A 20,550-nucleotide genomic window follows, 5' to 3' on the forward strand; every position below is an offset into this window, starting at 1 on the left:
TGCGGCCATTAGCCATTCGTCTAGTTTCGACCAAAGTCGAGGCGCGGCATGGTGTCGTCGCGACGCGGCCGACGAAACAAGAACCGCGCGTGGGAAGGACACTCATGGATCGCATCGTCGTCGCCGACGACCACCCCCTGTTTCGGGCGGCGCTGAAGTCGGCTGTCGAAAAGGCGTCTGAAGGCGCCCAGATCGTCGAATGCGCCAGCCTGGCCGAGGCGCAGACCGCCCTGGGCGCGGCGCCGGTCGATTTGCTGCTGCTGGACCTGAAGCTGTCGGACGTGGACGGCATGACGGGGTTGACCCTGATCCGCGCCGATCATCCGGCGGTTCCGGTCGCCGTCGTCTCGGCCAGCGAGGAGGCGCCGACCATCCGCCGCGCCCTGTCGCTGGGGGCGGCGGGCTTCATTCCCAAGTCGGCGGCCCTGCCGACCATGGTCGAGGCCATCCGGGTCATCCTCGAAGGCGACACCTGGGCGCCCGAGGTCGAGGCGGCGGGCGAGGAAGAAGCGGATCTTCAGGCCCGCATCGCCAGCCTGACGCCGTCGCAGCTGCGCATTCTGGAGGGGTTGAAGGTCGGGCGGCTGAACAAGCAGATCGCCTTCGACCTGGGCGTCACCGAGGCCACCATCAAGGCGCACCTGACCAGCGTCTTCCGCAAGCTGGGCGTCCAGAATCGGACCCAGGCGGTGATCCTGGCCCAGTCGCTGGATATTTAGCGGGCGCTCCAGCAGCCGAAGACGATAGCGCATCATCTCCCTTCTCCCACAAGGGGAGAAGGGTCAGCTGCGGAGGAAGGCCTTCAGCGCCGCCGGTTTGACCGGCTTGGGCAGCAGAACGGCGCCCGCAGCCGTCGCCTTCTCCTTCAGTCCGTCGCGGGTGTCGGCGGTGACGAGGGCGATCCGCCTGACCCCGCGCGCGCGCAGCCAGTCCACGGCGGCCAGACCGTCCGGCTCGTCATCGCCCAGGTGCAGGTCGACCAGAGCCGCGTCGAAGGGGCCGACCGCCGCGCGCGCATCCGCGACCGAGCGCGCCGTCACGGCCTGCGCGCCCCAGCGGTCCAGCAGGGCCGTCAGGGCGTCCAGGATGGCGGGCTCGTTGTCCACGCACAGCACCCGCAGGCCCGCCAGCGGCAGGCGGCGGTCGTCGGACATGATCTCCGGCTCGGAGCGGGCGGCCGCGCGCGGCACGGCGACGCGGAAGGTCGTGCCGCGCCCGACGCGCGAGGCCAGCGACAGGGGATGGCCCAGCAGGTCCGACAGCTTCTGCACGATAGCCAGGCCAAGACCCGCGCCCGGCTCGTCCACCGGGGCGCCGGGCAGGCGGACGAACTCGCCGAAGACGGCCTGACGGTCGGCCTCGGCGATGCCGCGCCCCGTGTCGCTGACCAGGATCTGCACCCGCTCGCCGTCGCGCCGGGCGCCGATCAGCACTCGCCCCCGGTCGGTGTAGCGGATGGCGTTGGCGACCAGATTCTGCAGCATGGAGCGCAGCAGGTCGCGGTCCGAGGCGATCCACAGAGCCGACGGCGCCACCTTCAAGGTCAGCCCCTTGGCGCGGGCCAGGGGGGCGAACTCGCGCGCCAGTTCGTCGAACAGACCGCCCAAGGCCAGCGGCGCCACGGCGGGCTGGACCCCGCCCGCCTCCAGCTTGGACAGGTTCAGCAGGGCGGTCAGCAGGCGGTGGGCGCTGTCGATGGCGCGGTCGGCGTTGGTCGCCAGGCCGCGCGCGGGCGATCCGGCCAGGTCGGCGTCTTCCCGCAGGGCGGCGATGAACAGGCGCGCGGCGTGCAGCGGCTGCAGCAGGTCATGGCTGGCGGCGGCCAGAAAGCGGGTCTTGGAGGCGGTGGCGTCCTCGGCCGCGCGGCGGGCCTCTTCCAGCCGTTCGGTGCGGTCGGCGACGCGGGCCTCCAGCCGCTCATTGGCTTCCTCCAGTTCGCGTGCGGCGCGGCGCAGGGCGGTGATGTCGGTGTAGCTGGTGGCGTAGCCGCCGCCGGGGATGGGCGCCCCGGAGGAACGCAGAATGCGGCCGTCGGGCTGTTCGCGCTCGTGGTCGTGGGGGATGCGGCGGGCCAGGGCCTCCAGCCGCCGTTCGACCCAGGCGTCGATCTCGTGATCCGGTACGCCCGCCTCGCCGCGCTCGGCGTTCAGGCGATAGACGGCGGCGATGGGCAGGCCGACGTGGACGAAGCCGGCGGGCAGGTCGAACATCTCGACGTAGCGGCGGTTCCAGGCGGTCAGGCGCAGGTCTTCGTCGACGACGCTGACGCCCTGGTCGATGTTGTCCAGCGTGGTCTGCAGCAGGTCGCGGTTGAACTGAACGGCCTGCGACGCCTCGTCGAGCATCCGCACCACGTCCTCGGGCGCGCGGCCTCCGGCGGCCAGGGCGGCGGCCAGGACGCGGCGGGCGGCGGCGGCGCCCACGGCGCCCGCCAGCATCCGCTCGGCGGCGCGGGCCAGGGCGGCGTCGGCCGGGTCGGCGTCCTTCAGCCTGACGTCGGTTTCGCGCGCCCAGGCGGCGAAGGCGCGCTCGGCCCGCTCGTCGCCGATGAAGCGGGCGACCAGGGCGCGCAGGTCGCCGACCGAGGCCCCGGCCGAGCCGCCGCGCCCCTCCAGCCAGTCGGGGCCGAGCCGGTCGACGAAGGCGCGGGCCTGGACCCGGTCGATCAGGCGCGGCGGCCGCGCGCGCGACACCAGGACGAAGACGCCGAGGTTCAGCGTCAGGCTGAGGAAGACCCCCGCCGCGAACGGGTCTTCCAGTCCCAGCATGGCGGGGACGTTCAGGCCGAAGCCGGGCGCCAGCTGCGGCGCGGCCAGCATGACGGCCCAGACCGCCATCCCCGCCGCCAGTCCCGCCAGCGCCCCGCTGGCCCGCCCGCCGCGCCACAGCACCGCCCCGAACAGCGACGGCGCCAACTGGGCCAGGGCGGCGAAGGACACGAGGCCGATGGCCGCCAGACCGCTGGAGCGGTCCATCGCCAGATAATAGAGCCAGGCCAGCAGCAGCAGGCCGACGATGGCCAGGCGGCGGATGTTCAGCAGAGTCCGCGCCATGTCCGGCTGGGCCGCGCCGCCCCGCCGTCCCGCCCCCATCAGCGGCAGGACCAGATTGTTGGACACCATGGCCGACAGGGCCACGGCTTCGACAATGACCATGGCGGTGGCGGCCGAGAAGCCGCCGACGAAGACCACGGCGGTCAGCAGGCTCTGCCCCGCGCCGAACGGCAGAGCCAGCACCAGCAGGTCGGGGTTCGTCTCGGGCCGGAACAGGCCGCCCGCCGCCACCAGCGGCAGGACCGCCAGGGTGGTAAGGATCAGATACAGCGGGAAGATCCAGCGCGCCCGACGCACCTGGGCCGGATCGCCGCCCTCGACGAAGGCGACGTGGAACTGACGCGGCAGGCAGAAGATGGCCAGGGTCGCCACCAGGGTGATGGCCATGAAGCGGGCGTCGATATGCGGCCACGTTCCCAACTGGCCCAGGCTGTCGGCTGCGGCCTGACGCGAGGGCGAGGCGGCCAGCAGGACGACGGCGAAGACGGCGACGGCCAGCAGGGCGGCCAGCTTGACGATGGACTCGATGCCGATGGCCTGGATCAGGCCGCGGTTGTGCTCGGTCAGGTCGGGCCGTCGCGCGCCGAACAGGATGGCGAACCCCGCCAGAACCGCCGCCATGACCAGGACGGTCAGGCTCTCGGACCCGGCGACGGGGGTGCCCGCCGTGATCATCTCGCCCGCCATCGACAGCGACTTGAGCTGAAGGGCGATGTAGGGGACCGAACCCAGGATGGCGACGCCCGCCACCGCCGCGCCCAGCGCCGGGCTCTTGCCGTAGCGCGACGAGATGAAGTCGGCCATCGAGCCGACGTTCTCGCGCCGGGCGGCCGAGGCGATGCGCCGCCACAGCGGCAGCAGCAGGGTCAGCCCCAGGATCGGCCCGACGTAGATGGGCAGATACTCCCACCCGTCGCGCGCCGCCGTGCCGACGGCGCCGTAATAGGTCCACGAGGTGCAGTAGATGGCCAGCGACAGGGCGTAGAGCGACGGCCCCAGCATGCCGCGCCGCGCCTTGATCTGCGGCCGCTCGTACCACCAGGCGATACCGAACAGGGCGGCCATGTAGAAGGCCGTCAGGGCCAGGGTGGCGAGGCTGAACATGGGCGTCATCTGGGCCGGGCGCGCTCACGCGGGCAAGTGAAAAAGAGGGCGGCCAGGCCGAAGCCGGACCGCCCGCAGGTTGGCGAAAGTTTAAAGCCCCGGCGAACCCTTCTCCCCCTGTGGGAGAAGGTGGCTCGCGGAGCGAGACGGATGAGGGGTGTCTGCGCTTCGACGTCCGCTCTGGCGCTCAGCTGTGTCTGATGAAACTCATGCGCGGCGTCGCCACCCCTCATCCGAGCGCCTTCGGCGCCCAACTTCTCCCACAAGGGGAGAAGGAAGGGCGTCGCGCCTTAGTCGTGGATATCCACGTCCTTGCCTTCCTTCACGAAGAGGACGCCGACGATCAGGGTCAGCACCGCGATCACGATCGGATACCACAGGCCGTAGTAGATGTTGCCCGTGGCGGCGACCATGGCGAAGGCCGTGGTCGGCAGGAAGCCGCCGAACCAGCCGTTGCCGATGTGATAGGGCAGCGACATGGAGGTGTAGCGCACCTTGGTCGGAAACATCTCGACCAGGGCGGCGGCGATCGGGCCGTAGACCATGGTCACATAGAGGACCAGCAGGAACAGAATGCCGATCACCATGGGCTTGTTGACCAGGGCGCTGTCCGCCTTGGCCGGATAGCCGGCCTGGGTCAGGGCGGCGGTCAGGCCGGCGTCCCAGGTCTTCTTCTGGGCGTCGAAGTCGGCCTTGGGCATGACCTTGCCGTTGAAGCTGTCGACCACCTGATCGCCGATGCGGACCTGGGCCACGGTTCCGACCGGAGCGGCTTCGTTGACATAGGTGACGCCCGCCTTGGCCAGATGGGTCTTGGCGATGTCGCACGAGCTGTTGAAGACGGTCTTGCCCACCGGGTCGAACTGGAAGTGGCAGTCGGCCGGATCGGCGTAGACGGTCACCGGCGACTCCGCCACGGCGGCGGCCAGGCGCGGGTTGGCGGCGCCGGTCAGGGCGTTGAACAGCGGGAAGTAGGTCAGGGCGGCCAGCAGGCAGCCGACCAGGATGATCGGCTTGCGCCCGATCTTGTCCGACAGCCAGCCGAAGAAGATGAAGAAGGGCGTCGCCAGCGCCAGGGCGGCGGCGATCAGGATGTTGGCCAGGGCCGGATCGACCTTCAACGTCTTTTCGAGGAAGAACAGGGCGTAGAACTGGCCGGTGTACCAGACCACGGCCTGACCGGCCGCCAGGCCGAACAGGGCGATCAGCACCAGCTTCAGGTTCGGCCACTTCATGAAGCTGTCCTTCAGGGGCGTGGTCGAGCCCTTGCCTTCGGCCTTCATGCGCTTGAACGCCGGGCTTTCCGACAGCTTCAGACGGATCCACAGGGACACGCCCAGCAGCAGGATCGAGACCAGGAAGGGAATGCGCCAGCCCCACTCGACGAAGGCTTCCTCGCCCACGGCGAAGCGCACGCCCAGGATCACCATCAGGCTGAGCAGCAGGCCCACGGTGGCGGTGATCTGGATGAAGGAGGTGTAGAAGCCGCGCTTGCCGTGCGGGGCGTGCTCGGCGACGTAGGTGGCGGCGCCGCCGTATTCACCGCCCAGCGCCAACCCCTGGATCAGGCGCATCAGCACCAGGATGATCGGCGCGGCGATGCCGATGGCCGCATAGGGCGGCAACAGGCCGACCACGAAGGTCGAAATGCCCATCAGCAGCATGGTCACCAGGAAGGTGTTCTTGCGTCCCCAAAGATCGCCCATGCGGCCGAAGACGATGGCCCCGAACGGGCGCACGGCGAAGCCTGCGGCGAAGGCCATCAGGGCGAAGATGAAGCCGGTGGTCTCGTTCACGCCCGAGAAGAACTGGGCGGAGATGATCGCGGCCAGCGAGCCGTAAAGATAGAAGTCGTACCATTCGATGACGGTGCCGACGGAGGAGGCGAGAATCACCAGCCGGTCGTTCTTGTCGACCGTGTGCTCGCCGCCGTCCGCCGCACCCATGGTGCGGTCGGTCATGGGCAGTTCCCTTCCTGTGCGGCCGCGATGCGCGGCGCGTTTCCCTCGCGCCCGGCGTGCTTTGCGCCGGACGTCGGAAGGGAGAGTGACAGCAGGAACGGTGGTTTGCGCAGAGCGACCTTGGTCGAATAATCATGCTTCCCTCTCCCATCGGGAGAGGGACTAAATCCCCATGCAGAGGTATTTGATCTCCAGATAATCCTCGATGCCGTGGCTGGAGCCTTCGCGGCCTAGTCCCGACTGCTTGATCCCGCCAAACGGCGCGACCTCGGTGGAGATCAGGCCGGTGTTGACGCCGATCATGCCGGTCTCCAGCGCTTCGGCCACGCGCCAGACGCGGCTCAGGTCGCGGGCGTAGAAATAGCCCGCCAAGCCGAAGATGGTGTCGTTGGCCAGGGCGATCCCTTCTTCTTCCGTCTCGAAGCGAACGACGCCGGAGACGGGACCGAACGTCTCTTCGCGGCACATCTGCATGTCCTGGGTCACGCCCGCCAGAACGGTCGGCTGGAAGAAGGTCATGCCCAGCTCATGGCGGGCGCCGCCGGTCAGCAGGCTTGCGCCCTTGGCGAGGGCGTCGGCGACGTGTTCTTCGACCTTCTTCACCGCCTTTTCGTCGATCAAGGGGCCGATCTGGACGCCGTCGTCCAGGCCGTTTCCGACCTTGAGCGCCTGGCTGGCCTTGGTCAGTTTCTCGACGAATTCGTCATGGACCGCCGCCTGCACATAGAAGCGGTTGGTGCAGACGCAGGTCTGGCCCGCGTTGCGGTATTTCGAGGCCACGGCGCCCGCCACGGCGGCGTCGATGTCGGCGTCGTCGAAGACCAGGAAGGGGGCGTTGCCGCCCAGTTCGAGGCTCATCTTCTTGATGGTCTGCGACGACTGCTCCATCAGCAGGCGGCCGATCTCGGTCGAGCCGGTGAAGCTGATCTTGCGGACTGTCTCGTTGGACGTCAGCTCGCCGCCGATGGCCGAGGCCGAGCCGGTGACGACGTTGAACAGGCCGGGCGGCAGGCCCGCCTCTTCCGCCAGAACGGCCAGGGCCAGGGCCGATAGCGGGGTCTGGCTGGCGGGCTTCAGCACCACGGCGCAGCCGGCGGCCAGGGCCGGGCCGACCTTGCGGGTGATCATGGCGGCGGGGAAGTTCCACGGCGTGATGGCTCCCACCACCCCGACCGGCTGGCGCAGCGTCATCAGCCGCTTGGAGGCGTCATAGGTGGGAATGACCTCGCCGTAGGTGCGTTTGCCCTCTTCGGCGAACCATTCGATGAAGCTGGCGGCGTAGGCGATCTCGCCCCTGGCCTCGGTCAGGCTCTTGCCCTGTTCGCGGGTCAGCAGGCGGCCCAGGGCGTCCTGCTCGCTCATCATCAGGTCGAACCAGCGGCGCAGGATGCGGGCGCGCTCGCCCGCCGTCTTCGCGGCCCAGGGCTTCATCGCGGCCTCGGCGGCGGCGACGGCGCGGCGGGTCTCAGGGGCGCCCATATCCGGGACGGTGGCCAGCACCTCGCCCGTGGCCGGGTTGGTCACCTCGATCGTCCCGCCGCCGTCGGCGTCGATCCAGCGGCCGTCGATATAGGCCTGATGACGCAGCAGTCGGGCGGGGTCGGACATGGGGCGGCTCCTTGGTCGCGGTCGGGGAGCCGACATAACGCGCCGGAGCGGGCGCGGCTGCAAGGCGGTGAAACGTCTAGCTGAGCATCAGCCCCATGCGGACCAGGGCCGACAGGCTGTCGGCCTCCATCTTGGCCATGACCTTGGCGCGGAAGACCTCGACCGTGCGGGGGCTGATCTTCAGATTCAGCGCGATCTCGTTGTTGGAGAGGCCTGCGATCAGGGCGTCGAAGACCTGGCGCTCGCGCGGGGTCAGGCGGCCCAGCCGCATCTGCGCCGACTGACGGGCCTGCTGGCGCACGTCCAGGTCGTCCAACCGGTTCAGGCAGGCGCGGACCGCCTCGATCAGGCGTTCGGGATCGAAGGGCTTTTCGATGAAGTCGACGATACCGGTCTTCATCATCTGCACCGCCATGGTCACGTCGGCATGGCCGGTGATGACGATGACGGGCCAGGCGTTTCCACGCAGTTCGATGAGGCGGCGCACCACCTCGGCTCCGTCCATGCCCGGCATCCGCACGTCGGTGACGACGCAGGCGGCGGCGTCTTCGGGCAGGGCGGCGAAGAAGTCGATCCCGCCGGCGAAACCGCGCGCTCGGACGCCGTCCGCTCGCAAAAGGGTCAGCAGGGAGTCCCGCACGGCGGGGTCGTCGTCGATGACGAAGACGGAACGGCTCATGACGCGGTCGCTTCCTCGTGTCGGCGCAGGGCGAAAGAGAAGGCTGCGCCGCCCATCGCCTGGCTGCGGCGCGCCGACAGGGCGCCGCCGTGGCGTTCGACAATGGTCCGCGTCACCGACAGGCCCAGGCCCATGCCGCCGGACTTGGTGGTGGTCAGGGGCTGAAAGATGCGTTCAACATCGGCCTCGGCGATGCCTGGGCCGTTATCTTCGACGGTGATGCAATAGACGGGGCCTTCAACACGGCCGGTCACGCTGACTTCCCCGCTGTCCGGGCGTTCCGCCGCCGCCTCGACCGCATTGCGCACCAGATTGACGAGGGCTTGTTGGAACTGGATGCGATCCGCGCGCACCCCGTCGTCCTGAGGGTCTGCGTCAAGCCTGATCTCGACCTGCTTGTCCTGGCCGATCATCTGCAGGATGGGCGACAGATCCTCGATCATGGAAGACACGCGTTCGCGTCCCAGCACGCTGGTTTCGATGGTCAGCAGTTCGCGCATCCGGTGGATCAGCTTGCCCGCGCGCAGCAACTGGCCCTTGGCGAGGTCCAGCGGGCGCCGGGCGCTGTCCGCCGCGGGGCCCGCCTTCAGCATCTCGGCCTGGCTGGCGTGCATATAGGTCGTGGCGGCGCTGAGCGGCTGGTTCAATTCATGCGCCAGGGTGGCGGCCATCTCGCCCAGGGAGTTCAGCCGCCAGACCTTGTTGAGCTGGGCGTGCAGCTCGCGCGCCTGGGCCTCGGCGACGTGCGAACGCGTCAGATCGGTCAGGGCCAGGGCGACGTGTTCGTCGCCTGGCGCATGGGGAATGAGACCGAAGCGCAGGCTGAGAGGGAAGGTCGAGCCGTCGGAGCGGCGTCCGGTCCAGTGGCCGTGGCGTGCTTCCAGCGGGCCGGCCTGCGTACCCGCCTGCATCACGACGGTCATGTCGAATTCGGGCGTCAGGTCAGAGAAGGCGCGGCCGCGCGCCGCCTCACGCGGAAGGCCAAACAGGGCTACGGCCGCGCCGTTCATCCTCTGCACCAGGCCGTCCCGGCTGAGGGTCAGGGCGGGCGTGGACAGGAAGGCGGCGTGCAGCATGGCGTCTCTCGCCGCCAGTTGTCGGGCCATGTCGCGGTCCTGACGCCAGGCCGTGATCAGGCTGGCGATCGACAACAAGGTGAAGGCTGCGGCGAAGAGAAGGGAGAGACGCGTCGTCGCTGTCGCGGGAGCGATGAAGGCGAACAGCAGGGCGCCGATCGTCAGCACGGAGAAGGCCAGAGCCGTCGCCGAGGCGCTGGGCTTGCGACGGGACGCGACGGGGTGGCGGCGGTCCAATGCGGAATAAATCGAAAGTCCTCCTCGCGCCCGCCAGACCAGGGCCGAGACCTTCCGCAACGGCATCGTCAGAATCAAGACGTGGCGCGCTTTTAAATATTCACTGTCGGAGTAGCAATCGTCTCCAATGGAGAATGAGATCACAGAAAGCGACGTTTCTCTATATAACGTCGGTATATATGTTTTTATTAACTTTGTTGCTGAAAGCCGCCTGCAAGGTGATCGTAGATCATCTTGCGAGAAGAGTTCTGCATAGACTTGCGGCGTTTCGGCCGCGGAATGCGGATTTCTACGTACGGTTCAGTTTACGATTGCATACGGATGTCTGCGGCAAGAAGGCTTCACGTTCAAGAGGTCCGAATGTCCTTTCAAATTTCAGCCCCCCGCCAGAACGGCGCACGCGGGCTTTGTACGGCGACGCTGATCGCCGTGGTCTGCGCCGCGACGCCGGTGCAGGCTCAATCCATCAGCGGCCAGCTGGGCCTCGCCAGCGAATACGTCGGCAAGGGCCTGGGCAAGAGCGCCGGCGATCCCAGCCTGAACGCCAGCCTTGAGGCGTCCTACGGCGACTTCTACGGCAGCGTCTTCGCCTCGACGGCCAAGCTGTCTCAAGGCTCCGACGCCGAGATCGTGACGGCGCTGGGCTGGCGGCCCAAGGCGGCGGGCGTGGCCTTCGATCTGTCCGTCGTGAACCGCGACCTGCCGGGCACGCGCTCGGGCGTCGACGCCAACTATTGGGAATATCAGGCTGACGCCGCCCGCAAGTTCGGGCGCGTCTCCGGGCGGCTGCGGATCAACTACACGCCCGACGGTTTCGCCGCGACCAAGAAGGCCTGGTGGGTCGAGGCCCAGGCGTCGACGGCCCTGGGGCCGCGCACCAAGGCGTCGGCCGCCTTCGGCGTGCGATCGGCGGACGGCGGGGCGGACTACAACGCCTGGAATCTGGGCGTGAAGCACAACCTGAGCGAGCGATGGGCCATCGACGCGCGCTGGTACGACACCGACAGCCATGCACTTGGCGACAACTACGACGGGCGCCTGGTGGGGGCGCTCAGCTTCAACTTCTGATCGAAAGCCGGTTCGGCTCTCAAGAGAATCTTCACGGGGGTGAGTTAGATGGACGCCATGCTGAGCGACCTTAAGATCGAAAAGAAACTGATGGCGGCCTTTGCGGTCGTCATCCTGGCCATCGTCGCCATGGGGCTGACGGTGTTTTTGCAGATTAACGCCCTGGATGCGGCGCGGGCGGACCGAGCGCGCGCGGGCGTCGTCCAGCGCGAGGCCGAGGCGGCGCAATTCTATCTGGCGCGGCAGGAGGCCAGCTATCGCGGCTTCCTGGTGTCGCGCGACCCCTATTATCTGCAACGGCTGGAAGAGCACCGGCAGAGCTTCAACAAGAGCCTCGATCGCGTGACGCAGCTGGACCGCGCCAGCGCCGCGCAGGTGCGCGCGGCTCGGACCGCCGCGGATGAGTGGAACAAGCAGGTGGTCCAGCGCGGCCAGGCCCTGGTCGCGGATCAGGCCGGCTGGATGCAGGCCATCGCCATGGTCGGCCGCAACGGCGAGGCTGACAAATTCATCGACCCGGCCGAAAGCGCCCTGAACGGCCTGATCGAGAAGAAGGTCCAGGAAAGCCGCATCTATGCCGAGACCCAGGTGTCGGTCGCCAAGACGGCCCGCATGGTGCTGATCGGCGGCCTGGTGCTGGCGCTGGCGCTGGCGGCCGGCATGGCCGTGATGCTGACCAATATCCTGGCCAAGCCGCTGACGGCGATGACGGCGGCCATGCGCCGCCTGGCGTCGGGCGACACCTCGGTGGCCGTGCCGGCCGCCGGCCGCAAGGACGAGGTCGGCCAGATGGCCGCCGCCGTCCAGACCTTCAAGGACGCCGCCATCGCCAAGGACCGCCTGGAGGCCGAAGCCGTCGCCCAGCGTCAGGCTGCCGAGGACGAGCGCGCCCGCGTCGAAGCCGAGAAGGCCCGCGAGGCTGAAGACGACAAGGTGGCCATCACCGCCCTGGCCCAGGGTTTGGGCGCCATGGCCAACGGCGATCTGACCCATCGCATCGACGTCGCCTTCGCCCCCAAGGCGGCGCAGCTGAAGGCCGATTTCAACGCCGCCATCGCCCAGCTGGAGAAGGCCATCGCCGCCGTGACGGCCAATGTCGCGGCGATCCGTTCGGGCTCGAGCGAGATCAGCCAGGCCTCCGACGACCTGTCGCGCCGCACCGAGCAGCAGGCCGCCAGCCTGGAAGAGACCGCCGCCGCCCTGGACCAGATCACGGCCACGGTGAACCGCACCGCCGACGGCGCCCGCCAGGCCGCCGGCGTGGTGCAGCAGGCGCGCGGCGAGGCGGAAGCCTCGGGCGCGGTGGTCAGCGACGCCGTCGCCGCCATGACCGCCATCGAACAGTCGTCCGACCAGATCGGCGCCATCATCGGGGTGATCGACGAGATCGCCTTCCAGACCAACCTGCTGGCGCTGAACGCGGGCGTCGAGGCGGCGCGCGCGGGCGACGCCGGTCGCGGCTTCGCCGTGGTGGCTTCGGAAGTGCGGGCCCTGGCCCAGCGTTCGGCCGGCGCGGCCAAGGAGATCAAGGCTCTGATCACGGCGTCCGGCCGTCAGGTGGAGCAGGGCGTGGCCCTGGTCGGCCAGACCGGCGAGGCGCTGGGACGCATCGTCGCCGGGGTGGCCGAGATCGATGGTCTGATGTCGGAAATCTCGGCCTCGGCCCAGGAGCAGGCGACCGGCCTGCAACAGGTCAATGCGGCCGTGAACCAGATGGATCAGGTCACGCAACAGAATGCTGCGATGGTCGAGGAATCGACCGCCGCCAGCCACTCCCTGTCTCAGGAAGCCGACGTGTTGGCCGCCTCGGTGGCGCACTTCAAGGTGATCCAGGCGGCGCCGTCGCGTCCTGCGGCGGCCCCCAGGCCCGTCGCGCCGAAGGCCCCCGTCGCTCCTGTCGCCGCCGCCCCTGCAACCCCTGCCGAGCAGACGCCCCGCGCCGCTCGGCCGGTGTCCGAAACGGTCGCCGCCCTGAAGACGATGGGACGCGGCGGCGCCGCCCTGAAACCTGAAGCCATCGAAGACGGCTGGGAGGAGTTCTGATGACGGCCACGGTCGTTCTGGCCCCGGTTCTGGACCTGCGCGCGGCCGAGCCGCTGAAGGGCGAGCTTGTGGCGGCGCGCGGTCAGGCCCTGACGCTGGACGGCTCGGCCGTCGAGCGGCTGGGCGGGCTGTGCCTGCAGCTGCTGTTGTCGGCGATCCGCACCTGGCGCGCCGACGGCCAGGCTTTGACCTTCGTCAATGCGTCCGAGGCGCTGACGACCCAATGGAGCGCCTTCGGCGCTTCGCCCTCCGATCTCTCCGCACAGGACGCCCCCCAATGACCAAGACCGTTCTGACCGTCGATGATTCACGCACCATGCGCGACATGCTGATGCTGGCGCTCAAGGACGCCGGCTATCGCGTGGTCCAGGCCGAGGACGGCGTCCACGGTCTGGAGGTGCTTCAGGCCGAGAACCCGGACATCGTCATCACCGACATCAACATGCCGCGCATGGACGGTTTCGGCTTCATCGAGGGCATGCGGGCCGACCCGGCGTTCAGCGCCGTCCCCGTGCTGGTCCTGACGACCGAGAGCGACGCCGCCAAGAAGCAGCGCGCCCGCGAGGCCGGGGCCACCGGCTGGATCGTCAAGCCGTTCGACCCCGTGCGTCTGGTCGACGCCGTGCGCCGCGTGGCGGCCTGAGGATCTGAGACGATGAGCGACGATCCGTTCGAGGCGATCAAGGCGACCTTCTTCCAGGAATGCGAGGAGCTGCTCGCCGATCTGGAAGGCAATCTGCTGACGCTGGAGGCCGGATCGACGGACATTGAGGTCATCAACGCCGTCTTCCGCGCCGTTCACTCGGTGAAGGGCGGGGCGGGGGCCTTCGGGCTGGAAGACCTGGTGCGGTTCGCCCACGTCTTCGAGACGCTGATGGACGAGCTGCGCTCGGGCCGCAAGCCGTGCGACGAGCCGACGGTGAAGACCCTGCTGCGCGCCGCGGACGTGCTGGCCGACCACGTCGCCGCCGCGCGCGGCGCGGGCGCGCCCGTCGATCCCGTGCGCTCGGTCGGTCTGGTCGCTGAACTGGAAGCCCTGACCTATGGCGGGGCCGCGCCGGTCGCGGCGGTCGAGCCGGAAGAGGACGATTTCGGCTTCACCCCGGTGGCTATGGACCTTGGGGCGTTCGAGGCTCCGGCGGGCCTGCCGGACCTTCCCGACCTGCCGCCCTTGCCCGACCTGTCCGCCCTGGCGCCGCTGCCCGATCTGACGACGCCGAGCGCATCGCAGGGGTGGAAGGTCGTCTTCCGTCCGCATCCGCGACTCTACGCCAGCGCCAATGAGACGGGTCTGCTGCTGCGTGAACTGGGCCGTCTGGGTCCGACGCGGGTGCAGATGGACGACAGCGGCCTGCCGTTGCTGGACGCGCTGGAGCCGACCGACAGCCATCTGATCTGGACCATCGAACTGGACGCCGACGTCAGCGAGGCCGAGGTGCGCGAGGTCTTCGACTTCGTGGAGATGGACTGCGACCTCAGCGTCACGCCGTTGGGCGATGCGACGCCGGTCGAGGCCGCGCCCGCCGCCGTGGCCGACGAGGACGGCAGCGACGCCTCGGCCCTGGCCCGCGCGGCCGCGCCGGAACTGGACATCGCCGCCCTGCTGGCCTCGGTCGGCGCCGCGCCGACGGAGGCGCCCGCGCCTGTCGCCGTCGCGCCCGTGACCCCTCCGCCCGCCGCGCCGGTCGCGCCGTCTCCGGTCAAGCCTGCGCCCGCGCCGGCCGCTCCGGCGCCTGTGCAGGCGACGGCCCCCGCCGCTGCGGCGCCCGTGACCATCCGCGTCGATCTAGAGCGGGTGGATCGCCTGATCAATGCGGTCGGCGAACTGGTCATCCAGCAGGCCATGCTGGCCCAGCGCGTGACCGAAAGCGGCCTGGCCCGTTCATCCGACATCGGCCTGGGTCTGGAAGACCTCGAACTGCTGACGCGCGAGATCCAGGACAGCGTCATGGCCATCCGCGCCCAGCCGGTGAAGTCGGTGTTCCAGCGGATGCCGCGCCTGGTGCGCGAGGCGGCCGAGGCCACGGGCAAGAAGGTGAAGCTGGTCACGTCCGGCGAGGACACCGAGGTCGACAAGACCGTGGTCGAACGCCTGGCCGAGCCGATCACCCACATGCTGCGCAACGCCATCGACCACGGGCTGGAAAGCCCGGCGGACCGTCTGGCGGCCGGCAAGCCGGAAGAGGGGACGGTGCGTCTGGCGGCCCTGCACCGTTCGGGCCGGATCGTCATCGAGATCTCCGACGACGGCAAGGGCATCAACCGTCCGCGCGTGAAGGGCATCGCCGTCGAGCGCGGCCTGATCGCCGAGGATGCGGTTCTGTCGGACGACGAGATCGACAACCTGATCTTCCTGCCGGGCTTCTCGACCGCGACCGAGGTGTCGGACCTGTCGGGCCGGGGCGTCGGCATGGACGTGGTGCGCCGCTCGATCCAGTCGCTAGGCGGGCGCATCTCCATCACCTCCAATCCGGGCAAGGGCTCGACCTTCACCCTCAGCCTGCCGCTGACGCTGGCGGTGCTGGACGGCATGGTGGTCGGCGCCGCCGATCAGACCCTGGTCGCGCCGCTCGCCGCCATCGTCGAGAGCCTGACCCCGAACGAGGCCGACATTCACTACGTCGGCGGCGTCGATCCCGTGCTGCGCTTCCGCGAGGCCTTCGTGCCGCTGGTGGACGTCGGCCTGGTCATGGGCTTCCGCGACGCCCCGACCGAGCTGAAGGGCGGGGTGGTGATGATCGTCGAGACCGAAAGCCGCCAGCGCGCGGCCCTGCTGGTCGACGCCATCCACGGCCAGCGCCAGGTCGTCATCAAGAGCCTGGAAACCCATTACCGCCACGTCGAGGGCGTAGCCGCCGCCACCATTCTGGGCGACGGCCGCGTGGCCCTGATCCTCGACATCGACGCCCTTGTGACCGCCAAGCGTTCCCGAACCCCGTCGCGTTCCGACCTGCAAATGGCGAGCTGAGACCATGACCCCGACTGAACACCAGACCCTGACCCCCAATGTCGCCGGGACCGACCGCGAACTGATCGCCTTCCGCATCGGCGAGCAGGAATTCTGCGTCGACATCATGAGCGTGCGCGAGATCCGCGGCTGGACGCCGGCCACGCCCCTGCCGCGCTCGCCCGCCTATATGAAGGGCGTCATCAACCTGCGCGGCGTGGTGCTGCCGATCATCGACCTGGGCGCGCGTTTCGGCCTGGCCACGAACGAGCCGACCGAGCGGCACGTCATCATGGTGGCCCATGTCGGTTCGCGCCTGGTCGGCCTGCTGGTCGATGCGGTGTCGGACATCGTGCAGCTGTCGGACGCGGCCATCCAGCCGACGCCGGACGTGGCCAGCGAACAGGTGAAGTCCTTCGTGAAGGGCATCTTCGCCGTCGAGGGCGGCCGTATGATCAGCCTGATCGACTTGGATCACGTCCTGCCGGAAAGCGAGGCTGCAGCGGCATGACGACCCTCGCCGGGCGTGAAACCCTGGTTGAAGGCGAGTTCGTCTTCACGGCCGAGGATTTCCGTCACATCGCCCAGACCCTGCACGCTCACGCAGGGATCGCCCTCAGCGAAGGCAAGGCGGCGCTGGTCTATTCGCGCCTGGCCAAGCGGCTGCGCGTGCTGGGGCTGCGCAGCTTCCGCGACTACTGCGCCCTGATCGACGGCGTAGAGGGCGTGGACGAGCGCCAGGCGATGATGGCGGCCCTGACCACCAACGTCACCCGCTTCTACCGCGAGCCGCACCACTTCGATCACCTGCGCGACAAGGTGATGCCCGAGCTGGCCGCCAAGGCGCGGGCGGGCGGGCGCGTGCGCCTGTGGTCGGCCGCCTGCTCGAACGGGCAGGAGCCCTATTCCATGGCGATGACGGTGCTGGACGTTCTGCCGGAAGCGGCGGAACTGGACGTGCGCATCCTGGCCACCGACATCGACCCCAACATGGTCGCCGAGGGCGCGGCGGGCGTCTATTCCGACGATCTGCTGGCCCCGGTCCCGGCCGCGTCGCGCAAGCATTTCACGCCGATCGCGGGCGCGCCGGGCCGCTTCAGCGCCGATGCGACGCTGCGCCGTCTGGTGGCGTTCAAGGAGCTGAACCTGATCGGCGACTGGCCGATGCGCGGCCGCTTCGACGTCATCTTCTGCCGCAACGTGGTCATCTATTTCGACGACGCGACCCAGGAGCGGGTCTGGGGCCGCTTCACGCCGATCCTGAACCCCGGCGGCGTCCTCTACATCGGCCACTCGGAACGGGTGACGGGCCCGGCGGCGCAACAGCTGCAGCCGGCCGGACTGACCACCTACGTCAAGGGCGCGGGGGCATGAGCGCGGTCTCGGTCCTGGTGGTGGACGACAGCGCCACCATGCGCAGCCTGATCAGCGCCGTCCTGCGCCGCGATTCGGAGATCAACGTGGTCGGTACGGCCGCCGATCCGCTGGAGGCGCGCACGAAGATCAAGGAGTTGAACCCCGACGTCATCACCCTGGACGTCGAGATGCCCAATATGAACGGGCTGGAGTTCCTCGAGAAGATCATGCGGCTGCGGCCCATGCCGGTGGTCATGGTCTCGACCCTGACCCAGGCGGGGACGGACGTGACCCTGGCCGCGCTGGAGGTCGGCGCCGTCGACGCCGTGGCCAAGCCCGCGCCGGGCGTGCCCGCCGCCGAGGCCTTCGCCGACCTGGCCGAGAAGGTGAAGGTCGCCGCGCGGTCTCGTGTTCGCCCGCTGGAGGATCGCGCGATCCGGGGGCACGAGGGCGTCTATCACGCCGACCCCAATCATGTGCTGGCGATCGGCTCGTCCACCGGCGGGGTCGAGGCCCTGCTGACCATACTGTCGGCCTTCCCGGCGGACTGTCCGGCGACGGTCATCACCCAACATATGCCCGCCAGCTTCACCAGGAGCTTCGCCGCCCGCCTGAACAAGGTCTCGGCCGCCACGGTCAGCGAGGCCGAGGACGGCGCGCCGCTGAAGCCGGGCCATGTCTATATCGCGCCGGGCGGCGAGACCCATCTGGCCGTGTCGGGCGGGCGTTGCCGCCTGGTCGCCGCCGATCCGGTCAACGGCCACCGCCCCTCGGTCGACGTCCTGTTCGGTTCGGTCGCCCAACTGGGCCGCCCGATCACGGGCGTCATCCTGACCGGCATGGGCAAGGACGGGGCCAAGGGCCTGCTGGCCATGCGTCAGGCCGGCGCCCGCACCCTGGGCCAGGACGAGGCGTCCTGCGTCGTCTACGGCATGCCCCGCGCCGCCTTCGAGCTGGGCGCCGTCGAGCGCCAGCTGCCGCTGTCCCGCATGGCCCCGGCCATCCTCGAATCCTGCGCCGCCCGTTCGGGCGCGCCCCAGTCTGTCGCGTAAGGACGTTCATGCCCGCCGCTTCCGCCATTCGCACCCTTGTCGTCGACGATCAGCTGACGATGCGCTCACTTGTCCGCGCCAGTCTGCAGCAGATCGGGGTGCGCGACATCGAAGAGGCGCCCGACGGCGAGGCGGCCCTGCGCTCCTTGCTGGTGCAGCCGGTCCATCTGGTGATCTCGGACTTCAACATGCCGAATCTGGACGGGCTCAGCCTGCTACGGGCCATCCGGGCGCACCCGCCGATCTCCAAGACGGCCTTCATCATGCTGACCGGCCGGGCCGATCGCGAACTGGTTCAGCGCGCCGTGCAGTTCGGCGTGAACAACTACCTGGTCAAACCCTTCACCACCGCCCAGCTGAAAGAGAAGCTGGAAGCGGTCTTCGGCACGCTGACGTGATCGGCGCGGCCGCTCAGGAGCCGGTGGAGCGGCGCGTGCATGTGGGGCAGGGCGATCACTGCGTGTCGTCCGATCCCGACGTCGTGCTGACGACGGTTCTGGGCAGCTGCGTGGCCCTGTGCCTGCGTGATCCGGCGGCCGGGGTGGGGGGCATGAACCACTTTCTGCTGCCCGAAGGGGCGGGATCGGGAACGGACGCCAGTCGCCGCTACGGCGCCTATCTGATGGAAGTGCTGATCAACGACGTGCTGAAGGCGGGCGGGCGACGCGACCGGCTGGAGGCCAAGCTGTTCGGCGGCGGCCGCATGTTCGACAGCCTCAGCGACGTGGGCGCCGCCAACGCCGACTTCGCCGAGAAATTCCTGGCCGACGAGGGCATCCCCGTCGTCAGCCGTAGTCTGAGAGGCGCGGGCGGGCGCCGCATTCACTATTGGCCGGTCAGCGGTCGGGCGCGTCAGCGCGTGGTGACGGACGGCGCGATCCTGCCGCCCGCGACGCCGCCGCCGCCGTCCGTCGCGACCGGCGATCTGGAGCTCTTCTGACATGGGCGAGAACGACAACCGCGACTTGCTGGCCGCCATGGCTGCGGAACTGGCGGATATCCGCGCCGAGATCGAGGCGGCGGGCGGCCTGGTGTCCGAAGTGCTGCGCCAACTGCCGGCCGAGGCGCGGCTGGGCTATCTGACGCGCAGCCAGAGTTTCGATGTCCTGTCCCAGCGCATCGAGGCCCTGTCGGGCCTGGCCCAGGCCGTGGCCGACGATCAGCCGATGGACACCGCCCTGGCCGCCCTGCCCCTGGCCGAGATGGCCGAGCGGATGCAGGAGACGGCGCACCGCGCCCGGCCCGGCGCGGCCCCGATCGCAGACGCTGACGACACCGAGCCCGTCGCGACGGCGGGCGTGCTGCACCTGTTCTGAATCATGGCCGAGGACCGCATCAATCTGGAGCAATCGACGGTCCTGCTGGTGGACGACGCGCCGCAGGCGCTCGACATGCTGGGCTCGATCTTCCAGGGCTTCGGCGTCAAGGAGCAGATCAAATGCCCCTCGGCCGTCGAGGCGGTGAAGATCCTGCAGCAGCGCCCGGTCGATCTGATCGTCATCGACTGCGGCGACCCGGAGATGGACGGCTACGCCTTCACCCGCTGGCTGCGGCGCGAGACGCCAGCCCCCCTGCGCTACACCCCCGTCATCCTGGTGACGGGCCACGCCTCGCAGGCCAAGGTTCAGGAAGGGCGCGACTGCGGCGTCAGCTTCGTGGTCGCCAAGCCCCTGACGCCTGCGGTGCTGCTGAAGCGCATCCTGTGGCTGGCGGGCGACGAGCGCGAGTTCGTCGAGTGCGCCACCTATGTCGGCCCTGATCGCCGGGTGCGAAACTTCGGGCCGCCGGTCGGCATGACGGGGCGACGCAAGGGCGACCTGTCGGCCCATGTCGGCCATGCGGTTGAGGAAAACATGGATCAGGCCGACATCGACATGCTGTTGAAGCCGCAGAGGGTGTCGCTGTGAGCGAGGTTCGGACGCAGAAAATCAAGACGTCTCTGGCGCAGCAGATGGCCCAGCCGGGCGGGCGGACGCTGGCGGATGTCGAACGCCGCGCCAATGAACGCCTGGACCGCCACAAGGCCGAGGTCATGGCCGAGATCGAAGCCGCCGTCGCGGGGCTGGAAGGACTGTGCGCCGCGCGGTCGAAGGCGTCGGCCGCGGAGGTCTATCGGCTGGCGTCGCGCATTCTGGACCTGGCGGGTTTCTTCGGCACCGGCCCGCTGTTCAATGCCGCCTATAGCCTGGCCGACGTGTCGGACCGTATGGCGACGGCCGGCGTCTGGGACTGGCCGCCGGTTCAGGTGCACGTTCAGGCGTTGCGGCTGATCCTCAAGGCCGGTTGCGAACGCAATGCGGCCACGGATCATCTGCTGGCGGGACTGAAAGCCGTAGCGGTGAAGGCGCGCGCCTAATTCCTTCTCC

At 69.2% G+C, this 20,550-nt stretch carries 19 protein-coding genes; 14 read left to right on the top strand and 5 right to left on the bottom strand.

What is annotated here, in order from left to right:
- Positions 1 to 104: 104 nt before the first annotated feature.
- Positions 105 to 719 (top strand): response regulator transcription factor, encoded by a 615-nt coding sequence (locus EGK63_RS09720; protein WP_125901142.1) that lies wholly within the window; start codon positions 105 to 107, stop codon positions 717 to 719.
- Positions 720 to 782: 63 nt separating this feature from the next.
- Here the strand turns inward: EGK63_RS09720 and EGK63_RS09725 are convergent, their stop codons facing one another.
- The 5 genes from EGK63_RS09725 to EGK63_RS09745 all read right to left on the bottom strand — a co-directional run bounded on the left by EGK63_RS09725 (position 783) and on the right by EGK63_RS09745 (position 9,784).
- Positions 783 to 4,157 (bottom strand): PAS-domain containing protein, encoded by a 3,375-nt coding sequence (locus EGK63_RS09725; RefSeq protein WP_125901144.1) that lies wholly within the window; start codon positions 4,155 to 4,157, stop codon positions 783 to 785.
- 290 nt (positions 4,158 to 4,447) lie between these two features.
- The gene (locus EGK63_RS09730; RefSeq protein WP_371412956.1) at positions 4,448 to 6,103 is read right to left on the bottom strand and encodes an MFS transporter; all 1,656 of its coding nucleotides are present in this window, start codon (positions 6,101 to 6,103) and stop codon (positions 4,448 to 4,450) included.
- Between the two features lie 177 nt (positions 6,104 to 6,280).
- Complete coding sequence (locus EGK63_RS09735) at positions 6,281 to 7,726, bottom strand: NAD-dependent succinate-semialdehyde dehydrogenase (protein WP_125901148.1); 1,446 nt, start codon at positions 7,724 to 7,726, stop codon at positions 6,281 to 6,283.
- Between the two features lie 76 nt (positions 7,727 to 7,802).
- The gene (locus tag EGK63_RS09740; RefSeq protein WP_125901149.1) at positions 7,803 to 8,405 is read right to left on the bottom strand and encodes a response regulator transcription factor; all 603 of its coding nucleotides are present in this window, start codon (positions 8,403 to 8,405) and stop codon (positions 7,803 to 7,805) included.
- Positions 8,402 to 9,784 (bottom strand): nitrogen regulation protein NR(II), encoded by a 1,383-nt coding sequence (locus EGK63_RS09745; protein ID WP_243637635.1) that lies wholly within the window; start codon positions 9,782 to 9,784, stop codon positions 8,402 to 8,404. Before EGK63_RS09745 ends, EGK63_RS09740 begins: the two co-directional genes overlap by 4 nt.
- Before the next feature lie 294 nt (positions 9,785 to 10,078).
- On the opposite strand from EGK63_RS09745, the gene EGK63_RS09750 reads away from it, so the two are divergent.
- Genes EGK63_RS09750 through EGK63_RS09810 form a run of 13 tightly spaced genes read left to right on the top strand, consistent with a single transcriptional unit; the run spans position 10,079 to position 20,540 of the window.
- The gene (locus EGK63_RS09750) at positions 10,079 to 10,786 is read left to right on the top strand and encodes a TorF family putative porin (RefSeq protein WP_125901153.1); all 708 of its coding nucleotides are present in this window, start codon (positions 10,079 to 10,081) and stop codon (positions 10,784 to 10,786) included.
- Between the two features lie 48 nt (positions 10,787 to 10,834).
- Positions 10,835 to 12,829, top strand: coding sequence for a methyl-accepting chemotaxis protein (locus EGK63_RS09755; RefSeq protein ID WP_125901155.1), 1,995 nt, complete (start codon positions 10,835 to 10,837; stop codon positions 12,827 to 12,829).
- Positions 12,829 to 13,110 (top strand): STAS domain-containing protein, encoded by a 282-nt coding sequence (locus tag EGK63_RS09760; protein WP_125901157.1) that lies wholly within the window; start codon positions 12,829 to 12,831, stop codon positions 13,108 to 13,110. Before EGK63_RS09755 ends, EGK63_RS09760 begins: the two co-directional genes overlap by 1 nt.
- Positions 13,107 to 13,472 carry a response regulator gene (locus tag EGK63_RS09765; protein ID WP_040346123.1) on the top strand — a complete coding sequence of 122 codons (366 nt, stop codon included), beginning with the start codon at positions 13,107 to 13,109 and terminating at the stop codon, positions 13,470 to 13,472. Before EGK63_RS09760 ends, EGK63_RS09765 begins: the two co-directional genes overlap by 4 nt.
- A gap of 12 nt (positions 13,473 to 13,484) precedes the next feature.
- A complete protein-coding gene (locus EGK63_RS09770) occupies positions 13,485 to 15,797 on the top strand; it encodes a chemotaxis protein CheA (RefSeq protein WP_125901159.1) in 2,313 nt (770 codons plus the stop codon).
- Between the two features lie 28 nt (positions 15,798 to 15,825).
- Positions 15,826 to 16,287 carry a chemotaxis protein CheW gene (locus EGK63_RS09775; RefSeq protein WP_371412957.1) on the top strand — a complete coding sequence of 154 codons (462 nt, stop codon included), beginning with the start codon at positions 15,826 to 15,828 and terminating at the stop codon, positions 16,285 to 16,287.
- A complete protein-coding gene (locus EGK63_RS09780) occupies positions 16,284 to 17,150 on the top strand; it encodes a protein-glutamate O-methyltransferase CheR (RefSeq protein ID WP_125901163.1) in 867 nt (288 codons plus the stop codon). Before EGK63_RS09775 ends, EGK63_RS09780 begins: the two co-directional genes overlap by 4 nt.
- Positions 17,147 to 18,184, top strand: coding sequence for a chemotaxis response regulator protein-glutamate methylesterase (locus tag EGK63_RS09785; RefSeq protein WP_125901165.1), 1,038 nt, complete (start codon positions 17,147 to 17,149; stop codon positions 18,182 to 18,184). Before EGK63_RS09780 ends, EGK63_RS09785 begins: the two co-directional genes overlap by 4 nt.
- An 8-nt stretch (positions 18,185 to 18,192) precedes the next feature.
- Positions 18,193 to 18,582: a response regulator gene (locus EGK63_RS09790; RefSeq protein WP_003166009.1), complete on the top strand. Its 390-nt coding sequence runs from the start codon at positions 18,193 to 18,195 to the stop codon at positions 18,580 to 18,582.
- Positions 18,579 to 19,124: a chemotaxis protein CheD gene (locus EGK63_RS09795; RefSeq protein ID WP_003166008.1), complete on the top strand. Its 546-nt coding sequence runs from the start codon at positions 18,579 to 18,581 to the stop codon at positions 19,122 to 19,124. Before EGK63_RS09790 ends, EGK63_RS09795 begins: the two co-directional genes overlap by 4 nt.
- A 1-nt stretch (position 19,125) precedes the next feature.
- Positions 19,126 to 19,500 (top strand): hypothetical protein, encoded by a 375-nt coding sequence (locus EGK63_RS09800; protein ID WP_003166007.1) that lies wholly within the window; start codon positions 19,126 to 19,128, stop codon positions 19,498 to 19,500.
- 3 nt (positions 19,501 to 19,503) lie between these two features.
- Positions 19,504 to 20,091 carry a response regulator gene (locus EGK63_RS09805; protein WP_125901166.1) on the top strand — a complete coding sequence of 196 codons (588 nt, stop codon included), beginning with the start codon at positions 19,504 to 19,506 and terminating at the stop codon, positions 20,089 to 20,091.
- The gene (locus tag EGK63_RS09810) at positions 20,088 to 20,540 is read left to right on the top strand and encodes a chemotaxis protein CheE (RefSeq protein ID WP_125901168.1); all 453 of its coding nucleotides are present in this window, start codon (positions 20,088 to 20,090) and stop codon (positions 20,538 to 20,540) included. Before EGK63_RS09805 ends, EGK63_RS09810 begins: the two co-directional genes overlap by 4 nt.
- Positions 20,541 to 20,550 lie beyond the last annotated feature (10 nt).

This window comes from Brevundimonas sp. 357 (genome assembly GCF_003938605.1).
Lineage (GTDB): Bacteria > Pseudomonadota > Alphaproteobacteria > Caulobacterales > Caulobacteraceae > Brevundimonas.

Excerpts from the sequence above, each read along its gene's own strand:
- EGK63_RS09720 (WP_125901142.1), top strand. The coding sequence starts at position 105 with ATGGATCGCATCGTCGTCGCCGACGACCACCCCCTGTTTCGGGCGGCG.
- EGK63_RS09785 (WP_125901165.1), top strand. The coding sequence starts at position 17,147 with ATGAGCGCGGTCTCGGTCCTGGTGGTGGACGACAGCGCCACCATGCGC.
- EGK63_RS09725 (WP_125901144.1), bottom strand. The coding sequence starts at position 4,157 with ATGTTCAGCCTCGCCACCCTGGCCCTGACGGCCTTCTACATGGCCGCC.
- EGK63_RS09745 (WP_243637635.1), bottom strand. The coding sequence starts at position 9,784 with ATGCCGTTGCGGAAGGTCTCGGCCCTGGTCTGGCGGGCGCGAGGAGGA.
- EGK63_RS09735 (WP_125901148.1), bottom strand. The coding sequence starts at position 7,726 with ATGTCCGACCCCGCCCGACTGCTGCGTCATCAGGCCTATATCGACGGC.
- EGK63_RS09780 (WP_125901163.1), top strand. The coding sequence starts at position 16,284 with ATGACGACCCTCGCCGGGCGTGAAACCCTGGTTGAAGGCGAGTTCGTC.
- EGK63_RS09730 (WP_371412956.1), bottom strand. The coding sequence starts at position 6,103 with ATGGGTGCGGCGGACGGCGGCGAGCACACGGTCGACAAGAACGACCGG.
- EGK63_RS09805 (WP_125901166.1), top strand. The coding sequence starts at position 19,504 with ATGGCCGAGGACCGCATCAATCTGGAGCAATCGACGGTCCTGCTGGTG.
- EGK63_RS09790 (WP_003166009.1), top strand. The coding sequence starts at position 18,193 with ATGCCCGCCGCTTCCGCCATTCGCACCCTTGTCGTCGACGATCAGCTG.
- EGK63_RS09750 (WP_125901153.1), top strand. The coding sequence starts at position 10,079 with ATGTCCTTTCAAATTTCAGCCCCCCGCCAGAACGGCGCACGCGGGCTT.
- EGK63_RS09770 (WP_125901159.1), top strand. The coding sequence starts at position 13,485 with ATGAGCGACGATCCGTTCGAGGCGATCAAGGCGACCTTCTTCCAGGAA.
- EGK63_RS09765 (WP_040346123.1), top strand. The coding sequence starts at position 13,107 with ATGACCAAGACCGTTCTGACCGTCGATGATTCACGCACCATGCGCGAC.
- EGK63_RS09760 (WP_125901157.1), top strand. The coding sequence starts at position 12,829 with ATGACGGCCACGGTCGTTCTGGCCCCGGTTCTGGACCTGCGCGCGGCC.
- EGK63_RS09800 (WP_003166007.1), top strand. The coding sequence starts at position 19,126 with ATGGGCGAGAACGACAACCGCGACTTGCTGGCCGCCATGGCTGCGGAA.
- EGK63_RS09740 (WP_125901149.1), bottom strand. The coding sequence starts at position 8,405 with ATGAGCCGTTCCGTCTTCGTCATCGACGACGACCCCGCCGTGCGGGAC.
- EGK63_RS09755 (WP_125901155.1), top strand. The coding sequence starts at position 10,835 with ATGGACGCCATGCTGAGCGACCTTAAGATCGAAAAGAAACTGATGGCG.